The following is a 23,954-nucleotide window of genomic DNA, read 5'->3' as shown; positions in this document are numbered from 1 at the left end:
CCGCATGACCGCACTCGACCGGTATATGGCGCGCCTGATCGCGGTTCCGCTGATCTCGACGCTTCTGATCTCCGCGATGCTCCTCGTGCTCGACCGGATGCTGAAGCTGTTCGACTTCGTCGCGACCGAAGGTGGACCGGTCAGCGTCGTGTGGCGGATGCTTGCCAATCTGCTGCCCGAATATCTGGGACTGGGCATTCCGATCGGGCTGATGCTCGGCATCCTGCTCGCTTTCCGCCGCCTCGCCACCAGCTCCGAGCTCGACGTGCTGCGCGCGGTGGGGATGAGCTACGGCCGGATGCTGCGCGTGCCGTTCATGTTCGCGATCGCACTCGCGGCGCTGAACCTCGCCATCGTCGGCTTTATCCAGCCGCTCGCGCGCTACAATTACGAAGGGCTGCGGTTCGAGCTGCGCACCGGGGCGCTCGGTGCGTCGATCAAGGTCGGTGAGTTCACCAATCTGGGCGATCGCATGACCCTGCGGATCGAGGACAGCCGCAAGGAAGGCACCGACCTGTCCGGCATCTTCGTCAGCGCCCGCGCGCCGAACGGCGACGTTGTCTCCGCCACTGCGGAGAAGGGCCAGTTCCTGCGCACCGACGACCCGGACGTCATCATCTTCCGCCTGACCAAAGGCACGCTGATCCACCAGTCCCCGCGGTTCAAGGTGCCCCGCGTCCTCACCTTTGATGCGCACGATCTGCCGATCGATCTGCCCAAGTTCGAGCAGTTCCGCCAGCGCGGCGAGAACAAGCTCGAGCTGACCCTGCCCCAGCTCGCCCAGATCGGCAGCGATCCGAAATCGACGGAGACCGAACGTGCGGTGAGCCGCTCCGCCTTCCACTTCCGCGTGGTGGAAGTGGCGACGATGTTGCTGCTGCCCTTCCTCGCGCTCGCGCTCGGCGTCCCGCCCAAACGATCGACGTCGGCGCTCGGCGTGTTCCTGTCGATCGTGATGATCGTGACCTATCACAAGATCAACGAATACGCGCAGGGCATCGGCGCCCGCGGCGTGATCGATCCCATCATCGCATTGTGGGCGCCGTTCCTGGTTTTCGCCGGGCTGGTGTTCTGGATGTACTATACGATCGCCTATGTGCCCGGCGGACAACCGATCGGCGCGCTCGAGAAATTCTTCGCCAAGACGTGGAAGGCGATCGCCAAGCGGCTGCCCGGACGGCGGCGGAAAGCGGCGCAGGCATGAACCCGATCAGCGGCTTCTTCCCGTCGCGGACCGTCTCGCTCTACATGGCGCGGTCGTTCCTGATCAGCACCTTCGCCTTCCTGTTCGGACTGGTGCTGATCCTGCAGACGCTCGACCTGTTGAGCGAATCGAGCCGTATCCTCGCCCATGCCGGAAATGGCGACGCGCAGATCTGGCGCTATGTCGGCCTGCGCACGCCGCAGATCATCGCGACCTTCCTGCCCTTCTCGGTGCTGCTCGGCACGATCATCACGCTCTCGACCCTCAACCAGAACAGCGAAGTGATCGCGATGAAGGCCTCCGGGCTTTCCGCGCATCAGGTGCTCGCGCCGCTGATGATCGCGGGGCTGGGCGTCGCAGCCATCTCCTTCACCTTCAACGACCGCGTCGTCACCCGCGCCAGCGCCACGCTCGCCCAATGGAAGAAGGTCGATTACGGCGTGCTCCCGATCGACCGGGGAGACCGCAGCAACGTCTGGGTTCGCGACGGCAGCCACCTCATCCACGCCCAGCAGATCAAGGGCCGGGGCGAAACCGCGCAGCTAGCCGGGGTTACCGTCTACGAGCGCGACGGCGCAGTGCTCAAGTCGCTGGTGCGTGCCAAGACCGGCAAGCGCGAAGGCATGGGCTGGCGCGTCGACGATGCCGAGCGCTTCGACGTGGCGACCGGCCGGCTGACCCCGCTCGGCAGCACCATCGTCGGCGAAGGCGTAAGGCCCGATCAGTTCACCCTTTCCAATGTCGATGCCGATTCGATGTCGTTCGGCGCACTCAAGGAAGCGATCGACGATCTGAAGGCAGCGGGCCGCCCGACCAAGGCGCTTGAGGGATCGCTGTGGCACAAGCTGTCCGGCCCGCTCTCCGCGGTACTGATGCCGCTACTCGGCGCGGTCGCGGCGTTCGGCATCGCACGCTCGGGCAAGTTGTTCGTGCGCGCGGTGATGGGGATGGGTCTCGGCTTCCTCTACTTCGTCGCCGACAATTTCGCCCTGGCGATGGGCAATCTCGGCGCCTATCCGCCCTTCCTCGCCGCCTGGGCGCCGTTCCTGCTGTTCGCGATGATCGGCGAAGCGGTGCTGCTCAAGACCGAGGAATAGGGCAGCATCCGAAGGTGATTGCGCCGCCGCTATTTCCCCGTCAGTGTCTGATGTCGATCACACACACGACGGCCTTGGACCGAACGGAGAGAATGATGATTTCAAGTCTGATCGCGGTTGCACTGGGGCTCACGACGCCTCCTCTTCCCGTGACCGCCGAAGATCCCATGCAGGGCACCACCGAAGCAAAGGCTGAAGCGGCGGCCGAGGCCAAGAAGGTTTGCCGCCGCATCACATCCACCGGGACCCGCCTGCCAAAGCGCGTTTGCCGCACCCAGGCGGAGTGGGACTCCGACGCCGATCAAGTGAAGCGCGATATCCGCACCGGCCCGGGCAATGGCGCCCGCGGCGAGAACGCCCGCAACAGTTTCTGATCGAGGCGCCGGCCGGGGCGCCCGCCGCCGCAAGATCGATGCACAAGCTGGCGCGGTGTTGAGACACGGCCGCGTCAGCGTGCGTCGCGCAGGTGAAGTCCGGCCGCCTCAGGACGCCGCGGAAGGATCGGCAGCCCGCCGGACACCGCGATAGATTGCCGCCGCCGCCAGTGCGCGCAAGGACTGCAGGTCGACCACACCCGTTTCGCCCGGGTTGGTGCAGGGCTTGACCCCAAGCGCCAGCTGTTGCCCAGCTATCCGCTCCGCGTCGCTGCCTGGGGTGCTGGTCACCAGATCCTTGGCGGCCTGCGAACGCCGCGCCACGACGCACAGCGCGAAATCTTCGGATGCGTTGCGCGACGGAAGCCGGTTAAGCTCGACCGAGACCCGCTTGAGGCCGACTCGGGCCAGATCCTCGTTGATGAGCGCTTCGGCGAGCCCCGCGACAATGCTGGAATGACGCAGGACGATCTTAGTCGCCTTGCTTCCGGAACAGTTGTCGTGACCTGAGTTGATCGTCTCCAGCAGATCCGTCTGCCCTTTGCTGAGATAGGGCTGTGCAAGCACCTCCCGCGCCCAGCGCGGACGCGCTTGGGCGAGGCACCTGGAAAATGTGCGCGTCGCCGTGCGGTCGGCCGTCGAATCCACGCCTGGCTGCAACACCGGCGCAGGCGCAGCGCCCTGCCCTGCCCCTGAAATGCTGGTCGCAACGAATAGTGCAGCTAGAGTGAGCATCCCCAGGCCCCCATGATTGTCGTCAAACTATCATGCGCCGCAAATTTCAGCCCGACAAGATCGCGGCATGCGCAGTTGCCGCGCAGGATCAGCTCGCGCGCTGCTTCATCGTGCTCGTCGCCAGCCGGCCCATCAGCCCGCGCAACGTGGGATAGTTGGCACCTTCATAGATCGACTCCGTCCCCAGCTCGGCTGAGATGCGGCGATGCGCCTCGGCCAGCGCATGATAGGGAATGCTCGGCAGCAGATGATGCAACGCATGGAAGCGCAAGCCGACCGGCGCCCAGATATAGGGCAGGAAGCCGCCCGGAACGTTGACGCTGTCAAGGAACTGCGCGGTAACCGTCAGCGGTTCGCCGTCATTCTCCCACAGATGCGCAACCAGTGTGCGGACCTGGTTGAGGACCGCAGTCGCCGAGATCACCGCAAGGAAGATCGCGAACGCCTTCAGCGGGATCACCCCGGTGGCGACCAGCGCGATCAGCGCAATCGCCCAAAGGCTCGCACCAATCTCCTGCCAGCGCCACTGCTTGGCGAACTCGCCCTCGGGCGCACGGCGCTCATAGGCCGGATTGATCTGCAGGCCCGAATAGCGACCGACGACCAGCTTCCGCAGTCTGGGCGACAGCAGCGACAGCGGGCCCAGCACACCGAAGCGCAGCAGCAGGCCGATCGGCATCAGCACCGACACCAGCAGGAACACCGGCAGCGTCCACGGCTTCATCAGCGCGAGCGGGAGATACTCGGGATCCTCGACGGTGCCGTACTTGGTGCGGCTGTGGTGGATGGTGTGGATGCCCTCATACATGAACGAGGGCAGCATCATCGGGATGCCGAGCAGCAGGTTCCAGCCGACCCGGAAGCCCGGCAGCAGCGAATGCTTGAGATGCGTGATCTCATGGATGAACAGGCTGGCGCGGTAGAGCGCGATCACCGCCAGCACGCCGCTGGCGATCGCCCAGCCGGTCGAGGGCAGCAGGATCGCGCCGGCCAGCGCGGCATAGCCGACCGCTGCCGAGCCGAGGAAATCGCCCCAGTAGATCAGCGGGTTGGGCGTCTGCAGGTCCCGGGTCAGATCCGCAACCGCACGCAACATCGTACGGTCGTCAGCGACGCCGGACAGGCGAATCTTCGCGCCCTTGGCAGGCGCATCCGCACCGGACGCATCGAGGGTAAGCGTATTCATGGGGTCGGCCATTGGCATCAGATAGTGGCCATTGCGTGGCATTTCATCGGCCCGGGCGTGAAGGCGCGCGTGACGATTGACTTGGCGGGCGCAATGCGTGACCGCTTCGCCGACATCAACGAAAGGCGCCGCGCTTGGCCAACCCCGCCCCCTCCATCCGTCCGGTAAAGACCAAGACGGATACCCGCGACTTCATCGAACTCGCCTTTCGCCTCAACCGCGGCGATCCCAATTGGGTGCCACCGCTGCGCAGCGAGGTCGCGGGCACGATCAACCCCAAGAAGAATGGCTGGTTCAGCCATGCCCTGGCACAGTTGTTCCTCGCGGAGCGCGAAGGGCGGATCGTGGGCCGCATCTCCGCCCATATCGACAAACTCGCACTTGAAATGCCCGCCGAACAGGGCTTCGGTCCCGGCACCGGCTTCTGGGGCCTGTTCGAGGCAGAGGATGCCGCCACCGCGCAGACCCTGATCACCACGGCCGAGGATTGGCTGCGCAAGAAGGGGATGACCCGTGCGCTCGGCCCCGTTTCGCTTTCGATCTGGGAGGAGCCGGGCCTGCTGATCCAGGGGCATGATCATCCGCCGATGGTGATGATGGGGCATCACCGGCCTGCCTATCAGGGCTGGATCGAGGCCGCAGGCTATCAGCCGGTCAAGCAGCTGCTGACCTATGAGCTCGACATCACCAAGGAATTCCCCCCGCTGGTGCAACGCATCGTCGCGATGGGCGAGAAGAGCGACCGTATTCGCATCCGCATGGTCGACAAATCACGCTTCGATCAGGAAGCCGCCACGATCCTGACCATTCTCAACGATGCCTGGTCGGACAATTGGGGCTATGTGCCGCTGACCCAGCCCGAAATCGACGATGTGGGCAAGAAGCTGAAACCACTGGTGTTCGAAGACCTGATCCGCATCGCCGAGCTGGACGGCGAACCGGTCGCGTTCATGATCACCCTGCCCGACCTGAACGAAGCGGTCGCGCCACTCAACGGCAATCTGTTCCCGTTCGGCTGGGCGAAGTTGCTGTGGTGGCTGCGCAAGCCCAAGGTGCGCGGGATGCGCGTGCCGCTGATGGGCGTGGTCAAGAAATTGCAGGGATCGCGGATGGCGAGCCAGCTCGCCTTCATGATGATCGAGTATATCCGCCGCTCGGCGACCGCCAACTACGGCGCGGTTCGCGGCGAGATCGGCTGGGTGCTCGACGACAATCAGGGAATGGTCGCCATCGCCGACACGATCGAGAGCAAGGTCAATCGCGTCTATCAGATCTACGCGAAGCCACTCTGAAACAGCATTCGTGGCCAAGGGGGTTGCGGCCCGGGGCATAGGGGAACCCCGGGCCGCGCCCTCGTCACGTCGTGATAATCACTTCTTGTCGAGGGGATCAAAACCCTGGGCAAGCCACTCGGCACGCGTGTGGCACTCCTGACGGACCAGACGCGAGCCGGTCAGCGTGCCCCGCACGCAATAGCGCTTGTCTTTCACCGGCTTGGCATCAGCGGCCTCGGTTGCCGCGGGGGCCGGCGTGCCGGGCTTGGTCTCGGCATGGGCGGTGGCGGCAAGGCCGACGACGAAGACGGCAGCGGTGAAACCCTTGAACATCGTACGCATGATACAGCTCCTCTTCTGCACCTGTGCGGGTCGAAGGTTGGCTGCATCCTGCCCGCCCCTGTGTTAGTGCACTATGCGTGCCAAACACTGGAATCGAGCAAAATCAATCACTTACATACCTACAGATGTTACGATCTGGAAATGTTTCACCGAAAGCTGGTGAAAATTACTAAATAGCGGCGATTTACCCGCGCAGGCTGACCCAGGTCGGCGCATGGTCGCTAGCCTTTTCGCGGCCGCGATAATCCTTGTCGACCGCGGCGCCCGTCAGGCGGTCTGCAGCAAGTGGGCTGAGCAGAAGATGATCGATGCGGAAGCCCGCGTCGCGCTGCCAGGCCCCCGCCTGATAGTCCCAGAAGGTCCAGATGCCGCCCCCGGGAAAACAGGTGCGCAGCGCATCGGTCCAGCCCTGCGCGACCAGCGCGCGATACCCGTCGCGCGGCTCCGGCTGCATCAGCGCATCGTCGGCCATCGCGCGGACCGAGAAGACATCGTCGTCATTGGGGATGACGTTGTAGTCGCCCGCCAGCACGACCGGCTTTTCCTCGGCCAGCAGATCCAGCGCATGTCTGGAGAGGCGCTCGATCCAGCGCAGCTTATAGTCGAATTTAGGCCCGGGCACCGGATTGCCATTGGGCAGATAGATCGATGCGACAACGACGCCGTTAACCTCGGCCTCGATATAGCGGCTATGCTCGTCCTCGTCCTCGCCATCCAGCCCGCGGCGGCGCTCGACCGGATCCGCGCCTTTGGCCAGGATCGCGACGCCGTTGAAACCCTTCTGGCCATGCCAAACCGCACCGTAGCCCGCTTCGCGGATTTCATTCTCGGGAAAGCCCTCGTCCGCCGACTTCAGTTCCTGCAAGCACACCACGTCGGGCTGCTGCTCGGTGAGATACTCGATCAACCGCGGCAGGCGTGCCTTGATGCCGTTCACATTGTAGGTGACGATCTTCAAGGCATCAGACCGAGAAGCTGGTGCCGCAGCCACAACCGGACGCGGCATTGGGGTTGGTCACGCGGAACGCCGCGCCGCCCAGCGATTCGACGAAATCGACGCTCGCGCCGCGCACCAGATCGAGGCTTACCGGATCGACCACCAGTTGCACACCGTCGGTTTCAGCGACCGCATCGTCCGCGTTCGTCCCGCCTGCCAATTCGAACTTGTACTGGAAGCCCGAACAGCCGCCGCCTTCGACCGACAAGCGCAGGATGGCGGGTTTGCCCTGCTTGGCGGCGATCGCAGCGATGCGGGCCGCGGCCGACGGCGTCAGACCGATGTCTGGAGAAAGCGTGGTGACCATATGACCGAGATAGGGGAGCATGACCCGCCCCGCAACAGGAAGGGGCCGCCCGGACATGCCGGACGGCCCCTCTCCCCTCTCCTGTTATCTCGTGAAGCTCAGTTGCCGGTTGCGGCGGTCAACTGGACGCGCGCGGCGCGTTGCTGAATCTGGTCGAGGACGTTGGCGTTCTGCATGAACGGCATCGGATTCACCGCGGCGCCGTCGATCCGCACTTCATAGTGAAGGTGGCTGCCGGTCGAGCGGCCGGTCGAGCCCATCAGGCCGATCAGCTGGCCGCGACGCACGCGGGTGTTGGGGGCGACGAGAATCTTCGAGAGGTGGCCGTAGCGCGTCTCGATGCCCTTGCCGTGATTGACGGTGATCAGGTTGCCATAGCCGCCGAAGCGCCCCGCGCGGCCGATCACGCCATCGGCGGTGGCATAGATCGGGGTGCCGATCGGGCCGGGAATGTCGATGCCGGCGTGCATCGCGGCGCTGCCATGGAACGGATCGGAACGAACGCCGAAGCTGCTGGTCAGACGGACATTCTCGACCGGCTGCATCGACGGGATCGCGATCACCGTCTGCTCGAGCACGTCGAGCTTCTGCCAGGTCTGGAAGAGCGAGCGGAACTGCGCGTCGGCACTGCCCTCGGCAGTGGCGGCGCCAGCGGCGGCAGCTGCGGCCTCGGCGGAAACCGGCTCGTACGGACCGCCCATGCCGCCGGCAACATAGCGCTCGGGCTTGATGCCCAGGCTGCGCAGGTGGCGCGCGGTCAAATGGAGGCGGACCTGCGCGGTCTTGCGCGCCTGCTCGGCGAGCTTGGCCTGACGCGCCTCGACCTCGCGGAGCGGGGCCAGCACTTCGCGGGCCATCGCGTTGCTCTCGGAAACCTGCGCTGCGGGAACGGGCGCGCCGACATCCTCGGGCGACCCCTTGCCGGTCAGCACGCCGGCGATGATCTTCTGGCGCTGCTCGACACGCGCGGCGTGGAGCTGCGCTGCCTGCTTCACCGCGGCGACATCGGCCTCCATCTGCGCGACTTCGGCACGCATCTTGGCGAGCTTGGCTTCGGGGGTCGAAGCCTCGCCCGCGATGCCGCTCGCCACCACGGCGCCGAACGCCGCCTGCGAAACGCCATAGGCCGAGAAGGTGACGGTGACCGCTGCGACGCCCGCCAGAATCGCCTGGGTGCGCCCGGCAACGCTGAAACGCTTCAGGTCGCGGCCGTCATGAAAGATGAAATCACGAGTGGTGAAGAACTTGCGGAACCGCGTTACGACGTTCGCGTTGAGTGTAGTGCTGACCATGAGTCCCCGGCAACCACAGACACGCGCCAAACAGCGGCACACGCCTTCGTTAAAACCAACAACCTGTCGGGAGCAGCCCCTCCGCACCTGACGGATGCCGTTAGAACGGGCCGTTCAGTCCGGGGCAAGCGCTGCGTAGTAATCGCGCGTTAAACCGGCTGTCGCACGCGCCGAGTCGTTGAACGGCGGCTTAACCGAGCCCCCGAAATAGCGTTCGAGCAGCGATCGCCACTCCGCATGAGGTGCGATTCGACGGTCTGCGCAGCAGGATTCGAACCAGCGCGTTCCGGCCGCGACATGGCGCACCTCGTCGCTCAGAATCCGCCGCAGAATCCGCGCGGTAGCTTCGTCTCCTGCAACCTCGAAGCGCTCGATAGTCACCGGTGTCACGTCGAGCCCGCGCGCCTCGAGAACCATCGGCACCACCGCCAGCCTGCCCGCGGCATCCTGCGCGGTCGCTTCGGCCGCTTCCCACAAGCCGCCATGCGCGGGCATCGCCCCATAGCGGCTGCCCAGCTGCCGCAGCCGCCGGTCGAGCAGCGCGAAGTGCATCGCCTCGTCCGCCCCCACCTGCATCCAGTCGTCAACGAAACCGCGCGGAAACTGCGCGCCGAACCGCCCGTCCATGTCGAACGCCAGGTCGATCGCGACGAACTCGATATGCGCGAGCGCGTGGATCAGCGCGATCCGCCCACGCTCCGATCCGCCGCGGCCGCGCTTGGGCATGCGGTTGGGCGGCAGCAGTTCAGGCTCGGGCGGCCAGGCGGGGCGATCGGGCATCGCGACATCGAAATCATGTGCCAGACGCCCCAGCCGCCAGTCGCGCGCCGCCTTGCGCGCGGCCGCAACCTTCGCCTTCGGCTCAGCCGTCAGCAAGACCGTGCGGACTGCCTGCGCCACCGTCTGCATCAGCGCGCTGCCATATCCTTCGCCGCCGCGAGCACCGACTCGACATGACCGGGAACGCGCACCTTGCGCCACGCCTGAACGAGCTGGCCGCCAGCGTCGAACAAAAAGGTCGAGCGGTCGATCCCCATGTACTTGCGGCCATAGAGCGACTTTTCGACCCAGCTGCCGAACGCCTCCAGCACCGTGCCGTCGGGATCGGTCGCCAAGGGGACGGTGAGGTCGTACTTGGCGGCGAATTTGCGGTGCTTCGCCGCGGTGTCGCGCGACACGCCGAGCAACTGCACCCCCAATGCGTCGAACGCGGCCTTCTCCGCGCTGAATTCCTGCGCCTCGCGCGTGCAGCCCGCAGTGTCGTCCTTGGGGTAGAAATAGAGCAGCAGCGGCGCACCCGCATAGCGATCGAGCATGAACGGCTTGTCGTCGCTGTCGAGCAGTTCCACCGCCGGAATCCGGTCTCCGATTTCGATCGTCATTCGTGTTCCTCCGATACGGCCGCCCAGGCCCGGGCCACCTCCTGCCGGTGCCGGTCGAGCGCGGCAAGCACTGCCTCCCAATCCCGCGCGCCGACGGCATGGGCGACCACCGGACGGGTTGCCAGCGCGGGCGGCTGCGCATCGGGTGCGACCAGCCGAAGCGTCACCAGCAGGCGAGTTAGAAATGCGAGCGCCGGGATCAGTTCCGCAGGCAGCAGCTCCGCATCGGCAAGCAGCCCGATCGCCCGTCGCAGCTCGGGATCGAAGCCGGCGCGCTGCACCAGTTGCTGCGTATGGACCGCAAACTCCAGATCGACCAGCCCTCCCGGCAACAGCTTGGCGTCGAGCGGCCCCGCCGGCGGCTTGTGCGCCGCCATGTCGGCCCGCATCTTGCGCGCCTCGGCCACGACGTCGCGTTCCGGCCGGTCGCCATGCAGCACCGCGTCGATCACCGCCTGTACCTGCGCGCGCGCCGCCGCCGATCCGAACACCGGCCGCGCACGGGTCAGCGCCATATGCTCCCAGGTCCAGGCGTCCTCGCGCTGATATTTGGCGAAGCCGTCGAGCGAGACGACCAGCGGCCCCTGTCCGCCCGAAGGCCGCAGCCGCGTATCCACTTCGTAGAGCGCGCCCGCCGCCGTCGCGACCGAGAGCGCGGCGATCGCCCGCTGCGCCAGCCGATTGTAGTAGGTCACCGCGCCGAGCGGCTTCTCGCCATCGGATTCGGCCAGATGGTCGCCGGTGAACAGGAAGATGAGGTCGAGGTCCGAGGCATGGGTGAGCGCCCCGCCTCCGAACCGGCCGAGCGCCAGCACCACCAGCTCGCTCTCCGGCACGCGGCCGTGGCGCACCGCGAACTCATCGATCGCCGCCTGCGTCAGCACCTGGAGCGCGGCCTCCGCCACGCGCGCATAGCCTGCCGAAACGTCGAGCGGATCGCTTGCCCCGGCGACGATCTGCGATCCCAGCGCAAAGCGCTTCTCGCCCACCAGCCGCCGCACGCGATCGAGCAGGCGCTGATAATCGTCCCCAGCCTCGCCCGCACCCAGTTCGGCGGCAAGCGCGGCGACATCGCCCACGGGCGCGAGCGCGGTCGCGTCGATCAGCCCGTCGATCAGCTCCACCCGCCGCGCCAGCGCCTCGGCCAGCGTTGGCGCATGGCTCAGGATCGTGCTGAGCAGTTCGGTCAGCCGCGGGCTTGCCTCGAGCAGGTTGAACAGGTTGAGCGCGCTCGGCAGCCGCGACAGGATCGTATCCAGCCGCGCCAGCGCCTGATCGGGATCGGGCGCCGATCCGATCGCGGCGATCAGCCGCGGCAACACAGTCTCCAGCGCCGCGCGCGCGGGGGCACTGCGCAGCGCCGGATAGCGCGCATCGCGCCACCCCGCCACCAGCCGTGCCGCCGCTTCCGTATCCGCGAACCCCGCCGCGGCGCACGCCTGCTCGATGCCGGTGTCGTTCACCGCCACCCGCGGCTCGCCGTCCGGCGTGTCGTCGAGCGAATCGTAGACGCGTCCGACAAATTCGACATGCGGGCGGATCAGGTCGAGCAGCGCCGCGCCGTCGGCCAGCCCATGCAGCCGCGCGACGCGGTCGAGCCCTTCGCCCTCGGGCAGCTGGTGGGTCTGGCGGTCGTCGATCATCTGCACGCGATGCTCGATCGTGCGCAGCAGGACATAGGCCTCGGCGAGCTTCGCTGCATCAGCCGCGTCGATCCGCCCTGCCTCTGCAAGCGCAGCCAGCGCGTCGAGCGTCGCGGGGGCACGCAGCGCGGGATCGCGCCCGCCATGGATCAGCTGGTGGATCTGGGCGAAGAACTCGATCTCGCGAATCCCGCCGCGCCCGCGCTTTAGGTCGTAGCCGGGCCCGAAGGCCTGGCCCTGCGCGTGATGATCGCGAATACGGCGCGAGATGCCGCGGATTTCGCGAATCGTGCCGTAGTCGAGCGCACGGCGCCAGACGAAGGGCCGGATCGTCTCGAGGAACTGACGACCGAGCGCAATGTCGCCGGCCGCGGCGCGCGATCGGATGAAAGCCGCGCGCTCCCAGGGCAGTGCCTGCGATTCATAATAGCTGATCGCCGCCTCGGCGGGCAGGACGATCGGCGTCACCTCTGGCGAGGGGCGCAGCCGCAGATCGATGCGCAGCACATAGCCATCGGCGTCACGCGCCTGCAGCAATTCCACGACACGCCGTCCCACGCGCACTGCCGCCTCCCCGGCATCTTCGCGCTCGCGATGCGGGAAGGTTTCGGGATCGAAGATCAGGATCGGGTCGATGTCCGACGAATAATTGAGTTCACGGCTGCCCTGCTTGCCCAGCGCGATCGCCGCGAAGCCGTCGGGCGCGGCGCCCGGCATGCGTTCGGCCACCGCGGCAGCGATCGCCGCGTCCAGCGCATAGTCCGCAAAATCCGACAGCGCCTGCGTCGCGGAGCGGAAATCCAGCAGCCCGGCGAGATCGCCCAGCGCCACGCTCAGCGCCAGCCGCCGCCGTTCGATCCGCAACCGCTTGCCCACCGGCATCCCCGGATCGTCGATCCGCACCTGCGCAAGCGGGTCGGCCATCACCAGCGGCAACCGCGCGAGGAGATCCGTCTCGCGCTCGATCAGGTGCGCCAGAAAGGGCGACCAGAGCCGCGCCCGCTCGATCGCGCCGCGCAACGCGCCCGCATCGCCATTCATTCCGTCCATCGCAAACCGGTCAGGCGATGAATGCGTATGATGTCAAGCAACAAAACCGTCGATCGGTCGTTTCAATATTCATGGTTCGTCACGCCACCTCCGAGGGCAATCCGCAGCATCCGAATGGCTATCGCGTCGAGTTGCCTCGCCCGCACGATGCGATCGGCGTCGTGCTGCGTGACTCCTATCTGCGCGATATCGAGCTGCCCGAGGACATGGCCCTATTGCTGCGCCGGATGAATGGCGTGTACAACGCCGACAACGACAAAGGCTGATCTGCGGGCGGACCCAGGAGCAGACCTGGCGAGCCGGAGCTTGACTGGTAGCCGACGCCAGAACACCCGCGGCAGGCCGATCAGCGATCGCGGCTCAGCTGATCCACCTCATCCATGATCGTGTCGAGTGCGGTGCGCCCATCGCTCTCGCTGTCGCGGCGGGACGGCAGACTCCCATCGGTCATCAGCGTTTCGAGCGCGACACGGCCGCGGGCCACGCGGCTCTTGATCGTGCCGACCGCGACACCGCAGATTTCGGCCGCCTCTTCATAGGCAAAGCCGCCCGCCCCCACCAGGATCAGCGCCTCGCGCTGGGGCTGGGGCAGATGCAGCAAGGCGCGCTGCATATCGGCCAGATCGACATGCTTGTCCTGCGCCGCAGGCGCGGCGAGCAGCCGGTCGGCGACCAGATCGTCCCATTCCCCGCGGAAACGCGCGCGGCGCATCTGGCTCAGATACAGGTTGCGCAGGATGATGAAGGTCCAGGCGCGCATGTTGGTTCCGGCCTGGAACCGCTTGCGCGCCGCCCACGCCTTGAGCAGGGTTTCCTGGACCAGATCGTCGGCGACGTCGCGGCTGCCCGAGAGCGACCGCCCGAATGCGCGCAGATGCGGGATTACCAGAGCAAGCTGTTTCTTGAACTCCGGATCGGACAGCGAAACATGCTCGGCCGGCGGCGCATCGTCCTCGCCTTCCTGATTGGAATCGGTCATTCGGGTCCGTTCGTTCTCGCCCGCCAAATGCGGATTGGCTTCAGTTAGATACGCTGGTCGCACTCGCCCCTCAACCCGCACTGTATAGCAGGTAAACGGCGTAGATCGCGATGATCAGCACCAGCGAAACCGCCAGGATATAGCGGGTCATATGCGGCGTCGCGCCGGCACGTGCACGCTCGGTGTCGATGTGCATGGGTTCGTTGGGATCAACCATGCAGCATCAACACTTGAGGACCGTTTTGGCTCCGTAAGAAATGGAACCCGCGAACGCTTCCTTCAGGCCGCCGGTACTGTCGACTGGTCGAAGAACAGCGCCTGGCTGATCGCCGCCTTCACGGTCGAACGCTGGAAAGGCTTGGTGATCAGGAAGGTCGGCTCGGGCCGCTCGCCAGTCAGCAGGCGCTCGGGGAAGGCCGTAATGAAGATCACCGGCACATTGAACTGGGCCAGGATGTCCTTCACCGCGTCGATGCCCGAACTGTCGTCGGCAAGCTGGATGTCCGCGAGCACCAGGCCCGGCCGGTCGTCCATCGCCAGCGCGACCGCTTCGTCGCGCGTCACGGCGACGCCGGTCACCTCATGCCCCTGGTCGCGGACGATCGTTTCCAGATCCATCGCGATCAGCGGTTCGTCCTCGATGATCAGCACGCGCGCGCGGGTCTGGCTGTCGATCTCGGCCAACGCCTCCGCAACCAGGTTCTCGACCGCTTCCGTCGTTTCCTCGAGCAAATAGGCAGTGTCTTCGCTGGTGAAACCTTCCATCGCCGTCAGCAGCAGCGCCTGGCGCGAGCGCGGCGCGAGCCGGGCAAGGCGGGCGCGCGCGATCGCCTCATTGTCGTCCAGCGGATCGCTTTCCTCGACCCGGTCGTCGAGATGCGTCGATCCCCAGATCGCCTGGAAGGTGCGGTACAGACCAAGGCGCGGATCGACCTCCCGCGGGAATTCGTCCGGCGCGGCGACGATCGCCTCGAGCGTGGCGCGGACATAGCGATCGCCTTCCATCTGGCTCCCGGTGAGAGCACGACCGTAACGGCGCAGAAACGGAAGGTGGGGCGCGAGCTGCTGTCCAAGCGACATGATGTTGTTATTCTCCTTCGGATCGCCGCCCTTGTGCTGGCGGCGATTTCGCAATGCAAGTCATGCTGCGTCGCCCGAAGAATGCCCCTCCCCGGATTTCGCATCAGCCCTATGGAACCAACGAGCCCTAAAATGGTTTCACGGGGCGCATACATATGTACTTGTATGTACCCGGCGGCTTGCGGCCGGCGGGGTTTTTGTGCATCCGCCCATTTCCCAAGGGCTTTGAGGGGGACGAAGTGCGTTCGGCCGATCAGAAGAAAAACGAGCCGCTTGGGCGGACTGGCGGCGGGTTGGCCACACGCAAGGACCGAACTATCGGCGAAGCGCTTCGCCGCGTCTATCAGGACGCCGCCGACGAACGGGTCCCCGATGATCTGCTCGATCTTCTCAGCAAGCTCGACTAAACGCATGGACCCATGGACGGGGACGAGCTGACACACCGCGCGCGCGGCCGCCCCCTTGCTGCCATTGCGCGGATGCCGACCGGCGCGAAAGTATTCCTGATCCTCAGCGCAGGCCTGCTTCCGCTCGCGCTGATCGCCTTCTTTGCATCGCTGCAGACCACCCGGCTCGCCGACCAGGAAGTCCGCGGCCGCCTGCGCCTCGCCAGCGCCGAGGCGGCACGCGCCCTTCGGAGCGAAATCGCCTGGGAACTCCGCGAACTCCGCACCGCGCTCCCTGCGATCGAGGGCGCGCCGCCGAATTGCGGGCGGCTTGCCGGGGTGTTCGAACCGCAGGCGATGAACGGCGTGCGCTATGCGCTTCTCGATGCCGACAAGCGGCTGCTGTGCGGCGTGCCGATCCCCACCGCCGGCAACCAGACGCTCGCCCGTGGCGGCACCGCGGTGCACCTGCTCCCCGATTCGGGGGCGCAGGTCGAAGTGACCGGAGCGACCGGCTATATCGCCCGCGCCTTCTTCCCCACGCAGTTCCTTGCCGCATCGGCCGAGCCGAGCGGGATGACGCGCGACTATGGCATCACGCTGGCGAGCGGCGAGACCGCGCTGGCGCTGCGCCGCCTTGCAGCGAGCGGCCCGCTCGACCGGCGCGAGGTGCAGCGGGTCGATCTGGGCGTGCAGGGCCTGTCGCTCGAGATGAGCGTGGGCAGCGCACCGATCACCTCATCGATGGTGATCGCAGCACTGTCTCCCTTCCTGATGTGGCTGCTGGCCGCCGGGATCGCATGGTTTGTCGTCGATCGCCTGCTCATCCGCCCGTTGCGCCGCCTGCGCCGCACCGTCAGCGCCTATCAGCCGGGCGAACTGATCGACCCGGAAGCAGGCAGCGACATTCCCGCGCAGGAAATCCGCGAGTTGGGCGAGACCTTCCGGGGCCTCAGCCGCACCGTCCAGGCCCACGAACTCGACCTTGCCGAGGCACTGACGCGACAGACGAAGCTGACGCGCGAGGTGCATCACCGCGTCAAGAACAATCTCCAGGTCATCGCCAGCCTGATCAACTTCCACGCCCGCGGCGCGAAGTCAGGCGAGGCGCTGGGCGCCTATGCCTCGATCCAGCGCCGCGTCGACGCATTGGCGGTGGTTCATCGCCACCACTATGCCGGGTTCGAGGAAACGCTTGGCATCGAAATCCGTCCGGTGATCGGCGAACTGGCGTCCAACCTGCGCGCAACGGCGCCCGAGGACTCGCGGATCGGAATCGTGCTCGACGTCGATCCCTGGCTGGTGTCACAGGACAATGCGGTGGCCATCGCCTTCCTGATCACCGAAATCGCCGAGCTGGCGATGAATGTTAGCCCCGAAGCCCAGATCCATATCGCCATGAAGGCAGGCCCGGAGGATGCGGGTCAGGCGATCCTGCAGATCACCTCGCCCGCGCTGTCGGACACGCCCGGGTTTCACGATCTTTACGACAATCGTTACGGACGCGTGATCGCCGGGCTTGTGCGCCAGCTCCGATCCCGGCTCGATCACGATGCCGCAACGGGTGCGTTTGCGCTTTCGATCGCGGTTGCCGGACGCCACTGAAAGAATCGAAAAAAGTTTCGAGAAACACGGAACCGGCAGGTGCCGACCGCGTTCTGCACCTCGGATAGTGACCTTTTGCCCCCCCGCTCTCGCTATCCACGAAACAGGCCCGGACGCATCCACCCTCCCCCCCCCCGGTGATGCGTCCGGGCCTAATTCGTTCTGTGCACAGGCGATTTCGACGCGATAGCGGAACGAAGGCGCCTGCCGCACATTGATCCACAGCAATTCGAGATGGAGACGGAAGATGCGTAAGCTGCTTGCGATGGCGCTGGTCGGGCTGGCCCTGTCGGCGTGCAACACGATCGAAGGCGTGGGCAAGGACGTCAAATCGGCAGGCGACACCGTCGCCAAGACTGCTGACGACGCGAAGTAGTTCGGGCCGAAAGGTCTATTCCCCGGCGGCGGCTTCGGCCGCCGCTTCCTTTTCGCTCTCCTTCTCACGGCGGCGGCGCGTGAACCAGATCGCGACCAGCGACAGGAAGTAGAGTCCGCACAGCGGAATGGCGAGCAGCAGCTGCGACCCGATATCGGGCGGTGTCAACACCGCAGCGATCGCGAACGCCGCCACCACCGAATAGCGCCATGCCCCTTTGAGCTGTTCGTAGGTGACGATCCCCGCGCGCTCGAGCAGCATCAGCAGCACCGGCAGCAGGAACGAGATGCCGAACGCGAACAGGAACTGCATCACGAAGCCGAGATATTTCTCGGCATCGGGCAAGGCAACCTGCTCGACCCCCCCGCCAAGCTGCCCTTGATAGCCCAGCAGGAAGTGCAGCGCCGTCGGAATGGTCACCCAATAGGCCAGCGACGCGCCTGCGATGAACAGGGCCGGGGTCGCGAGCAGGAAGGGCAGCAGCGCCTTCTTTTCCTTGCGGTACAGGCCCGGCGCGACGAACTGCCACAGCTGCACCGCGACGATCGGAAACGCCACCATCACCGCAGCGAAGAACGCGACCTTCAGCTCGACGAAGAATCCGCCCATGATGCTGGTGAACACCAGCTTGTCTTGCCCCGCCTGGGCGAGCGGATGGACGAGAAAACCGTAGATCGGCTTCACGAAATAGAAGCAGACCGCAAAGGCCAGCACCAGTGCGAGCACGCAGTAGAGCAGGCGGCGGCGCAGCTCGATCAGATGATCGAGCAGCGGGGCTTCGGTGCCTTCGAGTTCGTTGTCGCTCACGATGCGGCCTTCTTGCGCGGCGCACGCTGCTTGCGAGCGGGCTTGGCCGGCACCTCATCGATCGCGGCGTCGGCCGCTTCCGACTTCAGCGCGGGCGGCTCGACGGTCGCTGGCGGGGCATCCTCGGGCTCGACCGCCGCGGGCACAGTGCCTTCCGGATTGGGGTCATAGACCGGTGCGGGCAGCGCCTTTTCGGGCGGATAGTCGCGCATGATCCGCGCATTCTCTTCCGCCCATTTCTTTTCCATCTCAGCCAGTTCGGCCTCACGGACCATATTGTCGAAGCCGCTGCGGAACTGGCGTGCGACCCCACGCGCCTTGCCGACCCAGTGGCCAACAAAGCGCATCGCCTTGGGAAGATCCTTCGGCCCGATCACCAGCAGGGCGACGATCGCCACCACCAGGAACTCGGGGGCGTTGAAATCGAGCATCGATCAGCAGGTCCGCAAGGCCGCGGCGCAGGGCCGCGGCGTTGAACTCAACGCTCTTCCGGCGTCGAACGCGTTTCGGCGCCGGTATTCTGGGCCTGCGGCTGCGGCTCAGCGACGCGCTTCGCCTCGATCTCGGCGGGCTTGGCCGGCGTCTCTTCCTCTTCCGCCATGCCCTTCTTGAACTGCTTGATGCCCTTGGCCACGTCACCCATCATGTTCGAGAAGCGGCTGCCCCCGAACAGAAGGATCACGAGAACACCGACGATCAGCCAGTGCATCAGACTCATACCACCCATCGGAACTCTCCGTTGATTCCCGGGCTATCTAGTCTTCTTCGTCAGCGGTTACCATGGTTTCCGCACCGGAATGCGCGGCCTCGAACGCCAGATCGACCGGATCGAGCAGCCCCGCCGCGCGCAGATCGTCGATTCCGGGCAGGTCGCGGCGGCTGGAAAGGCCGAAATGCGTGAGAAATTCGGGGGTTGTCGCGAACGTCAGCGGCCGCCCAGGCACCTCGCGGCGGCCCGCCGGGCGAATCCACCCCGCCTCCATCAGCACGTCGAGCGTGCCCTTGGAAATCTGTACGCCGCGGATTGCCTCGATCTCGGCGCGCGTCACTGGCTCGTGATAGGCGATGATCGCCAGCGTCTCGATCCCCGCGCGGCTGAGCTTGCGGCTGTCCTCCCGGTCGCGGCGCAGGAAATTGGCGAGATCGGCGGCGGTCTGGAAATGCCAACGCCCGCCGCGCTCGACCAGTTCGATCCCGCGCCCGGCATAGTGGTCGGCCAGCGCCGCCAGCGCCGCCGCCAGATCGACCTCCTCACCGACGTAGGCGCGGATATCCGCCACCGTCAGCGGTTCCTCCGCGGCGAACAGCACCGCCTCGACCGCGCGCATCGTTTCGTCGGGCCGGGTCATGCTTGCGCCGCCTTGAGATAGAGCGGCGCAAAGGCCGATTTTTGCCTGAGCTCCACCCGCCCCTGCTTCGCCAGTTCGAGCGCGGCGACGAAGGACGATGCGAGCGCCGACTTGCGGTACAGCCCCTCAGCCTCGGCAGGCAGGAAGCTTTCGATCGTGCTCCAGTCGATGCGCTCGCCGACAAGGCTCGACACCCGCGCGATCGCGTCCTCCAGCGTCATCACCTGCCGCACCGCGACGACATGGAACACGGGACGGGTGCGCGCACTGATCTGGCCATAGGCGGAAATCAGGTCGTAGATCTCCGCCTGCCAGCGCGACTTGCGCACGACCTTCAGCCCCTCGGGCGCGCCGCGCGGGAAGACGTCGCGGCCCATCCGGTCGCGCGCCACCAGCCGCGCCCCCGCCTCGCGCATCGCGTTCAGCCGTTCGAGGCGCAGCTGCAAGCGCAGTGCAAGATCCTCGGGGCTCGGCTCGATTTCCGGGTCGCGCGGCAGCAGCAGCGCGGATTTGAGATAGGCGAGCCACGCCGCCATCACGAGATAGTCGGCCGCCACCTCGAGCTTCAGCTCGCGCGCCTCGTTCACATAGGTGAGATACTGGTCGACCAGCTGGAGGATCGACAGCTGGCGCAAATCGACCTTCTGGTTGCGCGCCAGCGCCAGCAACAGGTCGAGCGGCCCTTCCCAGCCGTCGATGTCGATCGTGAGGGCCTCGCTCGCTTCAGTCATCGTCCCGCGCCAAAAGTCCCAAAAGTCACAATGACGCGCGCGTGGGGACCGCAGGGGGCGGAGGTGGTCCCTCGGGCAAGGTCAGGCGAGCGCAAGCAGTTCGTCCCGCTTGGCGATCAGCGCGTCCATCGGCGCCTCTTCCGGCCGGATGCTCGCCATCGCGCGCTCGAGCCGCGCGAGCGTCGCGGCGGAGGCATCGCCCAGCCGTCCCGATATCTCGACCATCTCATCCATCCGCGCCCAGCAATCGAGCGCGACGTCGCAACCCGCCGCGATCGCCGCCGCCGCCTTCTCGCCCGCCGTGCCCGACAGCGCCTTCATGTCGATATCGTCGGTCATCAGCAGGCCGTCGAAACCGATCCGGCCGCGGATCACGTCCGCGATCACCGTCGGCGAGAGCGTCGCAGGCCGTTCCGCGTCCCACGCCTCGAACACGACATGGCAGGTCATCCCCATCGGCGCGTTGGCGAGCGTGCGGAAGGGTTCGATGTCGCGCTCCAGTTCAGCGTCCGACGCCTTGACCACCGGCAGCTCGTAATGGCTGTCGACCACACCGCGGCCATGACCGGGCATATGCTTGACCACACCGACCACACCGCCCCGCGCCATGCCGTCAAGCATCGCGCGGCCAAGCGCTGCGACCTGCATCGGATCAGAGCCGAAGGTGCGCTCGCCCACCGCGGGCGTCGTCTCGGGCTGGCGCACGTCGAGCAACGGCGCGCAGTTCACATTGACGCCGACCTCCGCCAGCATCAGCGCCAGCGCCTGGCCGTTGGCCCGTGCCGCCTCGATCGCTGAAGAAGGGGCGAGGTCGTAGAGCCGGTCGAATACCGGACCCGCAGGAAAGGCAGGCCATTCGGGCGGCTGCATCCGCGCGACGCGCCCGCCCTCCTGATCGATCAGGATCGGCACGTCGGCGCGGCCCGACAGATCGCGCAGGCTGTCGGTCAGCGCTAGCATCTGGGCGCGCGTTTCGCAGTTGCGCTTGAACAATATGTAGCCGAGCGGATCCGCGTCGCGGAAAAAGGCGCGCTCTTCAGCGGTGATCTCGGTGCCGGAAAGGCCGAAGATGACAGGCTTCATGCCGCGTCCCCGACATGACACACGGTTGACAATGCTGACGGATATGCGCGGTTTTTCACGCGGGCACTGGAACGGCTAAGCATCCGCCGACTAGATCAGGCGAAGTCCAACTTTTCCAGCGGAAAAGGCGCTCTCACTCCTCCTCCCGGAGGGGAGGAGTGACTTCGGTTCAGTTCGGCGCCAGGAAACACGCCTCGCCCGCGGCCTTGAGCTTGCCGCACAATTGGCTCGCCTGACTGTTGCTGCCGGTATTGACGCGCAGGCGATAGACGGTCTTGCCGTTCACCTCCGCCTTCTCGACCGATCTGCCGAGCGGCGCGAGATAGTTGAACCGCTTCGACAGCCGCGCCCAGGCTGCATTCGCTCCCGCCTCGGCCGGAAAGGAGCCGAGCTGGATGATCGCGCTGCCTGCTGACGGCCCGGGCGTGCGCTGGGACGGTGCCGCCGCCTTCGCTACAGCCGGTGCCGTCGGCACGCTCGCAGTGACGCGGCTGGCCCCCGATACCGGCGCCGGCGCTGCCTTGGGCGCCGCCTTACCGGCGACCGGCGCCTCGGGCACCGCGCCGACATTGATCGATCCGTTGGTGGTCGCGCCCTCGCTCGCCGCGAAGACGGTATCGCCCGCGCCGTCGACCTTCATCCCGCCGGGATCGTCGGGCTTGACCTTGTAGTCGCCCTCGGCCGCGTTGATCAGCGCGCCGCTGCCGCCACCTCCGCCGCCGGTGCGCTGAAGCACCCACCAGCCGCCGCCGACCGCAGCGACGATCACCGCAAGGCCTGCGATCGCCGTCAGCAGCTTGCCCAGGATCGGCGGCTTTTCCTCATAATCGTCGTCAGCCGTTTCGAGCCAGGGCAGCCGGTCGCCGGTTTCGATCTCGTCCGTCACGACCTCTTCGACCGCGGTGTCCTCGACCGGCTTATCCTCTCCTGCGTTCATCAGTTCAGCTCCTGAACCGCCTCCACGCCCATGATGCTGAGGCCATTGCGGATAACCTGCCCGATCGCGTCGGCGAGGGAAAGCCGTGCGCATGTTACCGGTTGATTGTCGGGCAACAGGAAGCGGCGCGACGGATCGTCGTTGCCCATGTTCCACAGCGAGTGGAATTCGGCTGCCAGATCATAGAGATAGAAGGCGATCCGGTGCGGTTCGCGCGCCGCCGCCGCACCCTCGACCGTACGGGGGAACTGCGCCGCCAGCTTCACCAGCGCGAGCTCGCGTGTATCAAGCAGGGACAGATCGGGGGTGCTGCAGGCGATCCCCGCCTCTGCCGCGCGGCGGTGGAGCGAGGCGATTCGCGCATGCGCGTACTGGACGTAGAAGACCGGATTGTCCTTCGACGCCTCGACCACCTTGGCGAAATCGAAGTCCATCTGGGCGTCGGCCTTGCGGGTTAGCATGGTGAAGCGGACCACGTCCTTGCCGACTTCGCCAACCATGTCGGCGAGCGTGATGAAATTGCCCGAGCGCTTGGACATCTTCACCGGCTCGCCCGCGCGGAGCAGGCGGACCATCTGGACGAGCTTGACGTCGAAACGCGTCTTGCCCTCGGTCAGCGCGGCAACCGCCGCGACGATCCGCTTGACCGTACCGGCATGGTCGGCGCCCCAGATGTCGATCAGCTGGTCGGCCGCCTGCGCCTTCTGGAAATGATAGGCGAGGTCGGCGCCGAAATAGGTCCATTGCCCGTTCGACTTCCTGATCGGGCGATCCTGATCATCGCCGAATTTGGTCGAGCGGAACAGCGGCAGCTCGACCGGCTCCCAATCCTCGGGAGTCTCGCCCTTGGGGGCTTCGAGCACGCCGTCATAGACCAGGTCGTGCTCGCGCAGCCATGCCTCCGCCGCCTCGGGCTTGCCCGCGGCCTGAAGCTCGGCCTCGGACGAGAACAGGTCGTGATGGATGCCGAGCTGGGCGAGATCGTCCTTGATCATCACCAGCATCGACGCGACCGCTTCCTTGCGGAACAGCGCGAGCCATTCCGCCTCGGGCTGGCCGACGAACTTGTCGCCATAGTCGGCGGCGAGTTTCGCACCGACGGGCTTGAGGTAATCACCGGGGTAGAGGCCCTCGGGGATCTCGATCGTCTCGCCCAGCGCCTCACGGTAGCGCAGGTGCGCCGAGCGGGCGAGGACGTCGACCTGACCGCCCGCGTCGTTGACATAATATTCGCGGACGACCTTGTGCCCGATCGCCTCGAGCAGGCTGGCGAGTGCGTCGCCAACCACAGCGCCGCGGCAATGGCCCATATGCATGGGACCGGTCGGGTTGGCCGAAACATATTCGACGTTGACGGTGATGCCCGCGCCGGTGGTCGAACGGCCATAGGCGTCGCCATCGGCGTTGATCGCCTGAAGCTCGTCACGCCAGGTGGCGTCGGTGAGGCTCATATTGATGAAGCCCGGCCCGGCGACCGAAACGGCCGAGACCTCGTCGAGCTTCTCCAACTCGGCGGCGATCTTCTCGGCCAGCGCGCGCGGATTGGTGCCCGCGGGCTTGGCGAGGACCATCGCCGCGTTGGTCGCGAGATCGCCATGGCTCGCATCGCGCGGCGGCTCCACCGTCACCGCGCGTCGCTCCAGCCCCGCCGGCAGGTCGCCCGACACGACGAGCGCATCGAGGGCAGCATCCAGATGGGCGGCGAAACGGGTGTAGAGCGTCATTGGCTAGTCCGGTG

28 protein-coding genes are annotated in these 23,954 nt (G+C 66.2%); 8 read left to right on the top strand and 20 right to left on the bottom strand.

The window, feature by feature from the left end; translation table 11 throughout:
- The first annotated feature begins 4 nt into the window (after positions 1-4).
- Genes lptF through BDW16_RS17310 form a run of 3 tightly spaced genes read left to right on the top strand, consistent with a single transcriptional unit; the run spans position 5 to position 2,675 of the window.
- The gene (gene lptF / locus BDW16_RS17320; protein WP_174532047.1) at positions 5-1,204 is read left to right on the top strand and encodes an LPS export ABC transporter permease LptF; all 1,200 of its coding nucleotides are present in this window, start codon (positions 5-7) and stop codon (positions 1,202-1,204) included.
- Positions 1,201-2,301 carry an LPS export ABC transporter permease LptG gene (gene lptG, locus BDW16_RS17315; protein WP_066576984.1) on the top strand — a complete coding sequence of 367 codons (1,101 nt, stop codon included), beginning with the start codon at positions 1,201-1,203 and terminating at the stop codon, positions 2,299-2,301. Before lptF ends, lptG begins: the two co-directional genes overlap by 4 nt.
- 50 nt (positions 2,302-2,351) lie before the next feature.
- Positions 2,352-2,675, top strand: a complete 324-nt coding sequence (locus BDW16_RS17310) for a hypothetical protein (protein ID WP_125958786.1) — start codon at positions 2,352-2,354, stop codon at positions 2,673-2,675.
- A gap of 108 nt (positions 2,676-2,783) precedes the next feature.
- Here the strand turns inward: BDW16_RS17310 and BDW16_RS17305 are convergent, their stop codons facing one another.
- Positions 2,784-3,323, bottom strand: coding sequence for a hypothetical protein (locus BDW16_RS17305; protein ID WP_125958787.1), 540 nt, complete (start codon positions 3,321-3,323; stop codon positions 2,784-2,786).
- Between the two features lie 175 nt (positions 3,324-3,498).
- Positions 3,499-4,608, bottom strand: coding sequence for a fatty acid desaturase family protein (locus tag BDW16_RS17300; RefSeq protein WP_066576986.1), 1,110 nt, complete (start codon positions 4,606-4,608; stop codon positions 3,499-3,501).
- 122 nt (positions 4,609-4,730) lie between these two features.
- On the opposite strand from BDW16_RS17300, the gene BDW16_RS17295 reads away from it, so the two are divergent.
- Entirely contained in the window at positions 4,731-5,888 is a 1,158-nt protein-coding gene (locus BDW16_RS17295) for a hypothetical protein (protein WP_066576493.1), read from the top strand.
- 78 nt (positions 5,889-5,966) lie between these two features.
- Here the strand turns inward: BDW16_RS17295 and BDW16_RS17290 are convergent, their stop codons facing one another.
- The 7 genes from BDW16_RS17290 to BDW16_RS17260 form a co-directional block, all read right to left on the bottom strand.
- On the bottom strand, positions 5,967-6,212 hold the full coding sequence (locus BDW16_RS17290) for a hypothetical protein (RefSeq protein WP_066576495.1): 246 nt from the start codon (positions 6,210-6,212) through the stop codon (positions 5,967-5,969).
- Positions 6,213-6,396: 184 nt separating this feature from the next.
- Positions 6,397-7,170, bottom strand: coding sequence for an exodeoxyribonuclease III (gene xth, locus BDW16_RS17285; protein WP_066576498.1), 774 nt, complete (start codon positions 7,168-7,170; stop codon positions 6,397-6,399).
- A 4-nt stretch (positions 7,171-7,174) separates the two neighbouring features.
- Positions 7,175-7,516, bottom strand: coding sequence for an iron-sulfur cluster insertion protein ErpA (erpA, locus tag BDW16_RS17280; protein WP_066576989.1), 342 nt, complete (start codon positions 7,514-7,516; stop codon positions 7,175-7,177).
- A gap of 98 nt (positions 7,517-7,614) precedes the next feature.
- The gene (locus BDW16_RS17275) at positions 7,615-8,808 is read right to left on the bottom strand and encodes a M23 family metallopeptidase (RefSeq protein WP_066576501.1); all 1,194 of its coding nucleotides are present in this window, start codon (positions 8,806-8,808) and stop codon (positions 7,615-7,617) included.
- A gap of 114 nt (positions 8,809-8,922) precedes the next feature.
- Complete coding sequence (locus BDW16_RS17270) at positions 8,923-9,717, bottom strand: ferritin-like domain-containing protein (protein WP_066576503.1); 795 nt, start codon at positions 9,715-9,717, stop codon at positions 8,923-8,925.
- Positions 9,717-10,190 (bottom strand): peroxiredoxin, encoded by a 474-nt coding sequence (locus BDW16_RS17265; protein ID WP_066576513.1) that lies wholly within the window; start codon positions 10,188-10,190, stop codon positions 9,717-9,719. The genes BDW16_RS17270 and BDW16_RS17265 overlap by 1 nt, the downstream gene beginning before the upstream one ends.
- Positions 10,187-12,883: a bifunctional [glutamine synthetase] adenylyltransferase/[glutamine synthetase]-adenylyl-L-tyrosine phosphorylase gene (locus tag BDW16_RS17260; RefSeq protein ID WP_371836687.1), complete on the bottom strand. Its 2,697-nt coding sequence runs from the start codon at positions 12,881-12,883 to the stop codon at positions 10,187-10,189. Before BDW16_RS17260 ends, BDW16_RS17265 begins: the two co-directional genes overlap by 4 nt.
- 17 nt (positions 12,884-12,900) lie before the next feature.
- Here BDW16_RS17260 and BDW16_RS17255 point away from each other — a divergent pair, with 17 nt between their 5' ends.
- Entirely contained in the window at positions 12,901-13,149 is a 249-nt protein-coding gene (locus tag BDW16_RS17255; protein WP_125958788.1) for a hypothetical protein, read from the top strand.
- 80 nt (positions 13,150-13,229) lie between these two features.
- Here BDW16_RS17255 and BDW16_RS17250 read toward each other — a convergent pair whose 3' ends face one another.
- The 3 genes from BDW16_RS17250 to BDW16_RS17245 form a co-directional block, all read right to left on the bottom strand.
- Positions 13,230-13,862, bottom strand: a complete 633-nt coding sequence (locus BDW16_RS17250) for a sigma-70 family RNA polymerase sigma factor (RefSeq protein WP_066576518.1) — start codon at positions 13,860-13,862, stop codon at positions 13,230-13,232.
- Between the two features lie 70 nt (positions 13,863-13,932).
- Positions 13,933-14,079, bottom strand: a complete 147-nt coding sequence (locus BDW16_RS21515) for a hypothetical protein (protein ID WP_164513746.1) — start codon at positions 14,077-14,079, stop codon at positions 13,933-13,935.
- Between the two features lie 62 nt (positions 14,080-14,141).
- Positions 14,142-14,942, bottom strand: coding sequence for a response regulator (locus BDW16_RS17245; RefSeq protein WP_066576993.1), 801 nt, complete (start codon positions 14,940-14,942; stop codon positions 14,142-14,144).
- A 239-nt stretch (positions 14,943-15,181) separates the two neighbouring features.
- Here BDW16_RS17245 and BDW16_RS21390 point away from each other — a divergent pair, with 239 nt between their 5' ends.
- The 3 genes from BDW16_RS21390 (at position 15,182) to BDW16_RS17235 (ending at position 17,309) form a co-directional block, all read left to right on the top strand.
- Positions 15,182-15,349: a NepR family anti-sigma factor gene (locus tag BDW16_RS21390; protein WP_157081385.1), complete on the top strand. Its 168-nt coding sequence runs from the start codon at positions 15,182-15,184 to the stop codon at positions 15,347-15,349.
- A gap of 12 nt (positions 15,350-15,361) precedes the next feature.
- Positions 15,362-16,933 (top strand): sensor histidine kinase, encoded by a 1,572-nt coding sequence (locus BDW16_RS17240; protein ID WP_066576520.1) that lies wholly within the window; start codon positions 15,362-15,364, stop codon positions 16,931-16,933.
- Positions 16,934-17,180: 247 nt separating this feature from the next.
- Entirely contained in the window at positions 17,181-17,309 is a 129-nt protein-coding gene (locus tag BDW16_RS17235; RefSeq protein ID WP_066576522.1) for an entericidin A/B family lipoprotein, read from the top strand.
- Between the two features lie 15 nt (positions 17,310-17,324).
- Here BDW16_RS17235 and tatC read toward each other — a convergent pair whose 3' ends face one another.
- The 8 genes from tatC to argS form a co-directional block, all read right to left on the bottom strand.
- Positions 17,325-18,119: a twin-arginine translocase subunit TatC gene (gene tatC, locus BDW16_RS17230; protein WP_371836690.1), complete on the bottom strand. Its 795-nt coding sequence runs from the start codon at positions 18,117-18,119 to the stop codon at positions 17,325-17,327.
- The gene (gene tatB / locus BDW16_RS17225; protein WP_066576526.1) at positions 18,113-18,547 is read right to left on the bottom strand and encodes a Sec-independent protein translocase protein TatB; all 435 of its coding nucleotides are present in this window, start codon (positions 18,545-18,547) and stop codon (positions 18,113-18,115) included. Before tatB ends, tatC begins: the two co-directional genes overlap by 7 nt.
- A gap of 47 nt (positions 18,548-18,594) precedes the next feature.
- Complete coding sequence (locus tag BDW16_RS17220; protein WP_066576535.1) at positions 18,595-18,843, bottom strand: twin-arginine translocase TatA/TatE family subunit; 249 nt, start codon at positions 18,841-18,843, stop codon at positions 18,595-18,597.
- A 28-nt stretch (positions 18,844-18,871) separates the two neighbouring features.
- Positions 18,872-19,465, bottom strand: a complete 594-nt coding sequence (gene scpB / locus BDW16_RS17215) for an SMC-Scp complex subunit ScpB (RefSeq protein ID WP_066576537.1) — start codon at positions 19,463-19,465, stop codon at positions 18,872-18,874.
- Positions 19,462-20,196, bottom strand: a complete 735-nt coding sequence (locus BDW16_RS17210; RefSeq protein ID WP_066576539.1) for a segregation and condensation protein A — start codon at positions 20,194-20,196, stop codon at positions 19,462-19,464. Before BDW16_RS17210 ends, scpB begins: the two co-directional genes overlap by 4 nt.
- 81 nt (positions 20,197-20,277) lie before the next feature.
- Positions 20,278-21,279 (bottom strand): beta-N-acetylhexosaminidase, encoded by a 1,002-nt coding sequence (gene nagZ, locus BDW16_RS17205; RefSeq protein ID WP_066576541.1) that lies wholly within the window; start codon positions 21,277-21,279, stop codon positions 20,278-20,280.
- 169 nt (positions 21,280-21,448) lie between these two features.
- On the bottom strand, positions 21,449-22,216 hold the full coding sequence (locus BDW16_RS17200; RefSeq protein WP_083954242.1) for an SPOR domain-containing protein: 768 nt from the start codon (positions 22,214-22,216) through the stop codon (positions 21,449-21,451).
- Complete coding sequence (gene argS / locus BDW16_RS17195; protein WP_066576545.1) at positions 22,216-23,940, bottom strand: arginine--tRNA ligase; 1,725 nt, start codon at positions 23,938-23,940, stop codon at positions 22,216-22,218. The genes BDW16_RS17200 and argS overlap by 1 nt, the downstream gene beginning before the upstream one ends.
- Positions 23,941-23,954: the final 14 nt, after the last annotated feature.

Source organism: Sphingomonas koreensis (assembly GCF_002797435.1).
GTDB lineage: Bacteria > Pseudomonadota > Alphaproteobacteria > Sphingomonadales > Sphingomonadaceae > Sphingomonas > Sphingomonas koreensis.
This window is presented reverse-complemented; position numbering and strand designations above follow the sequence as displayed.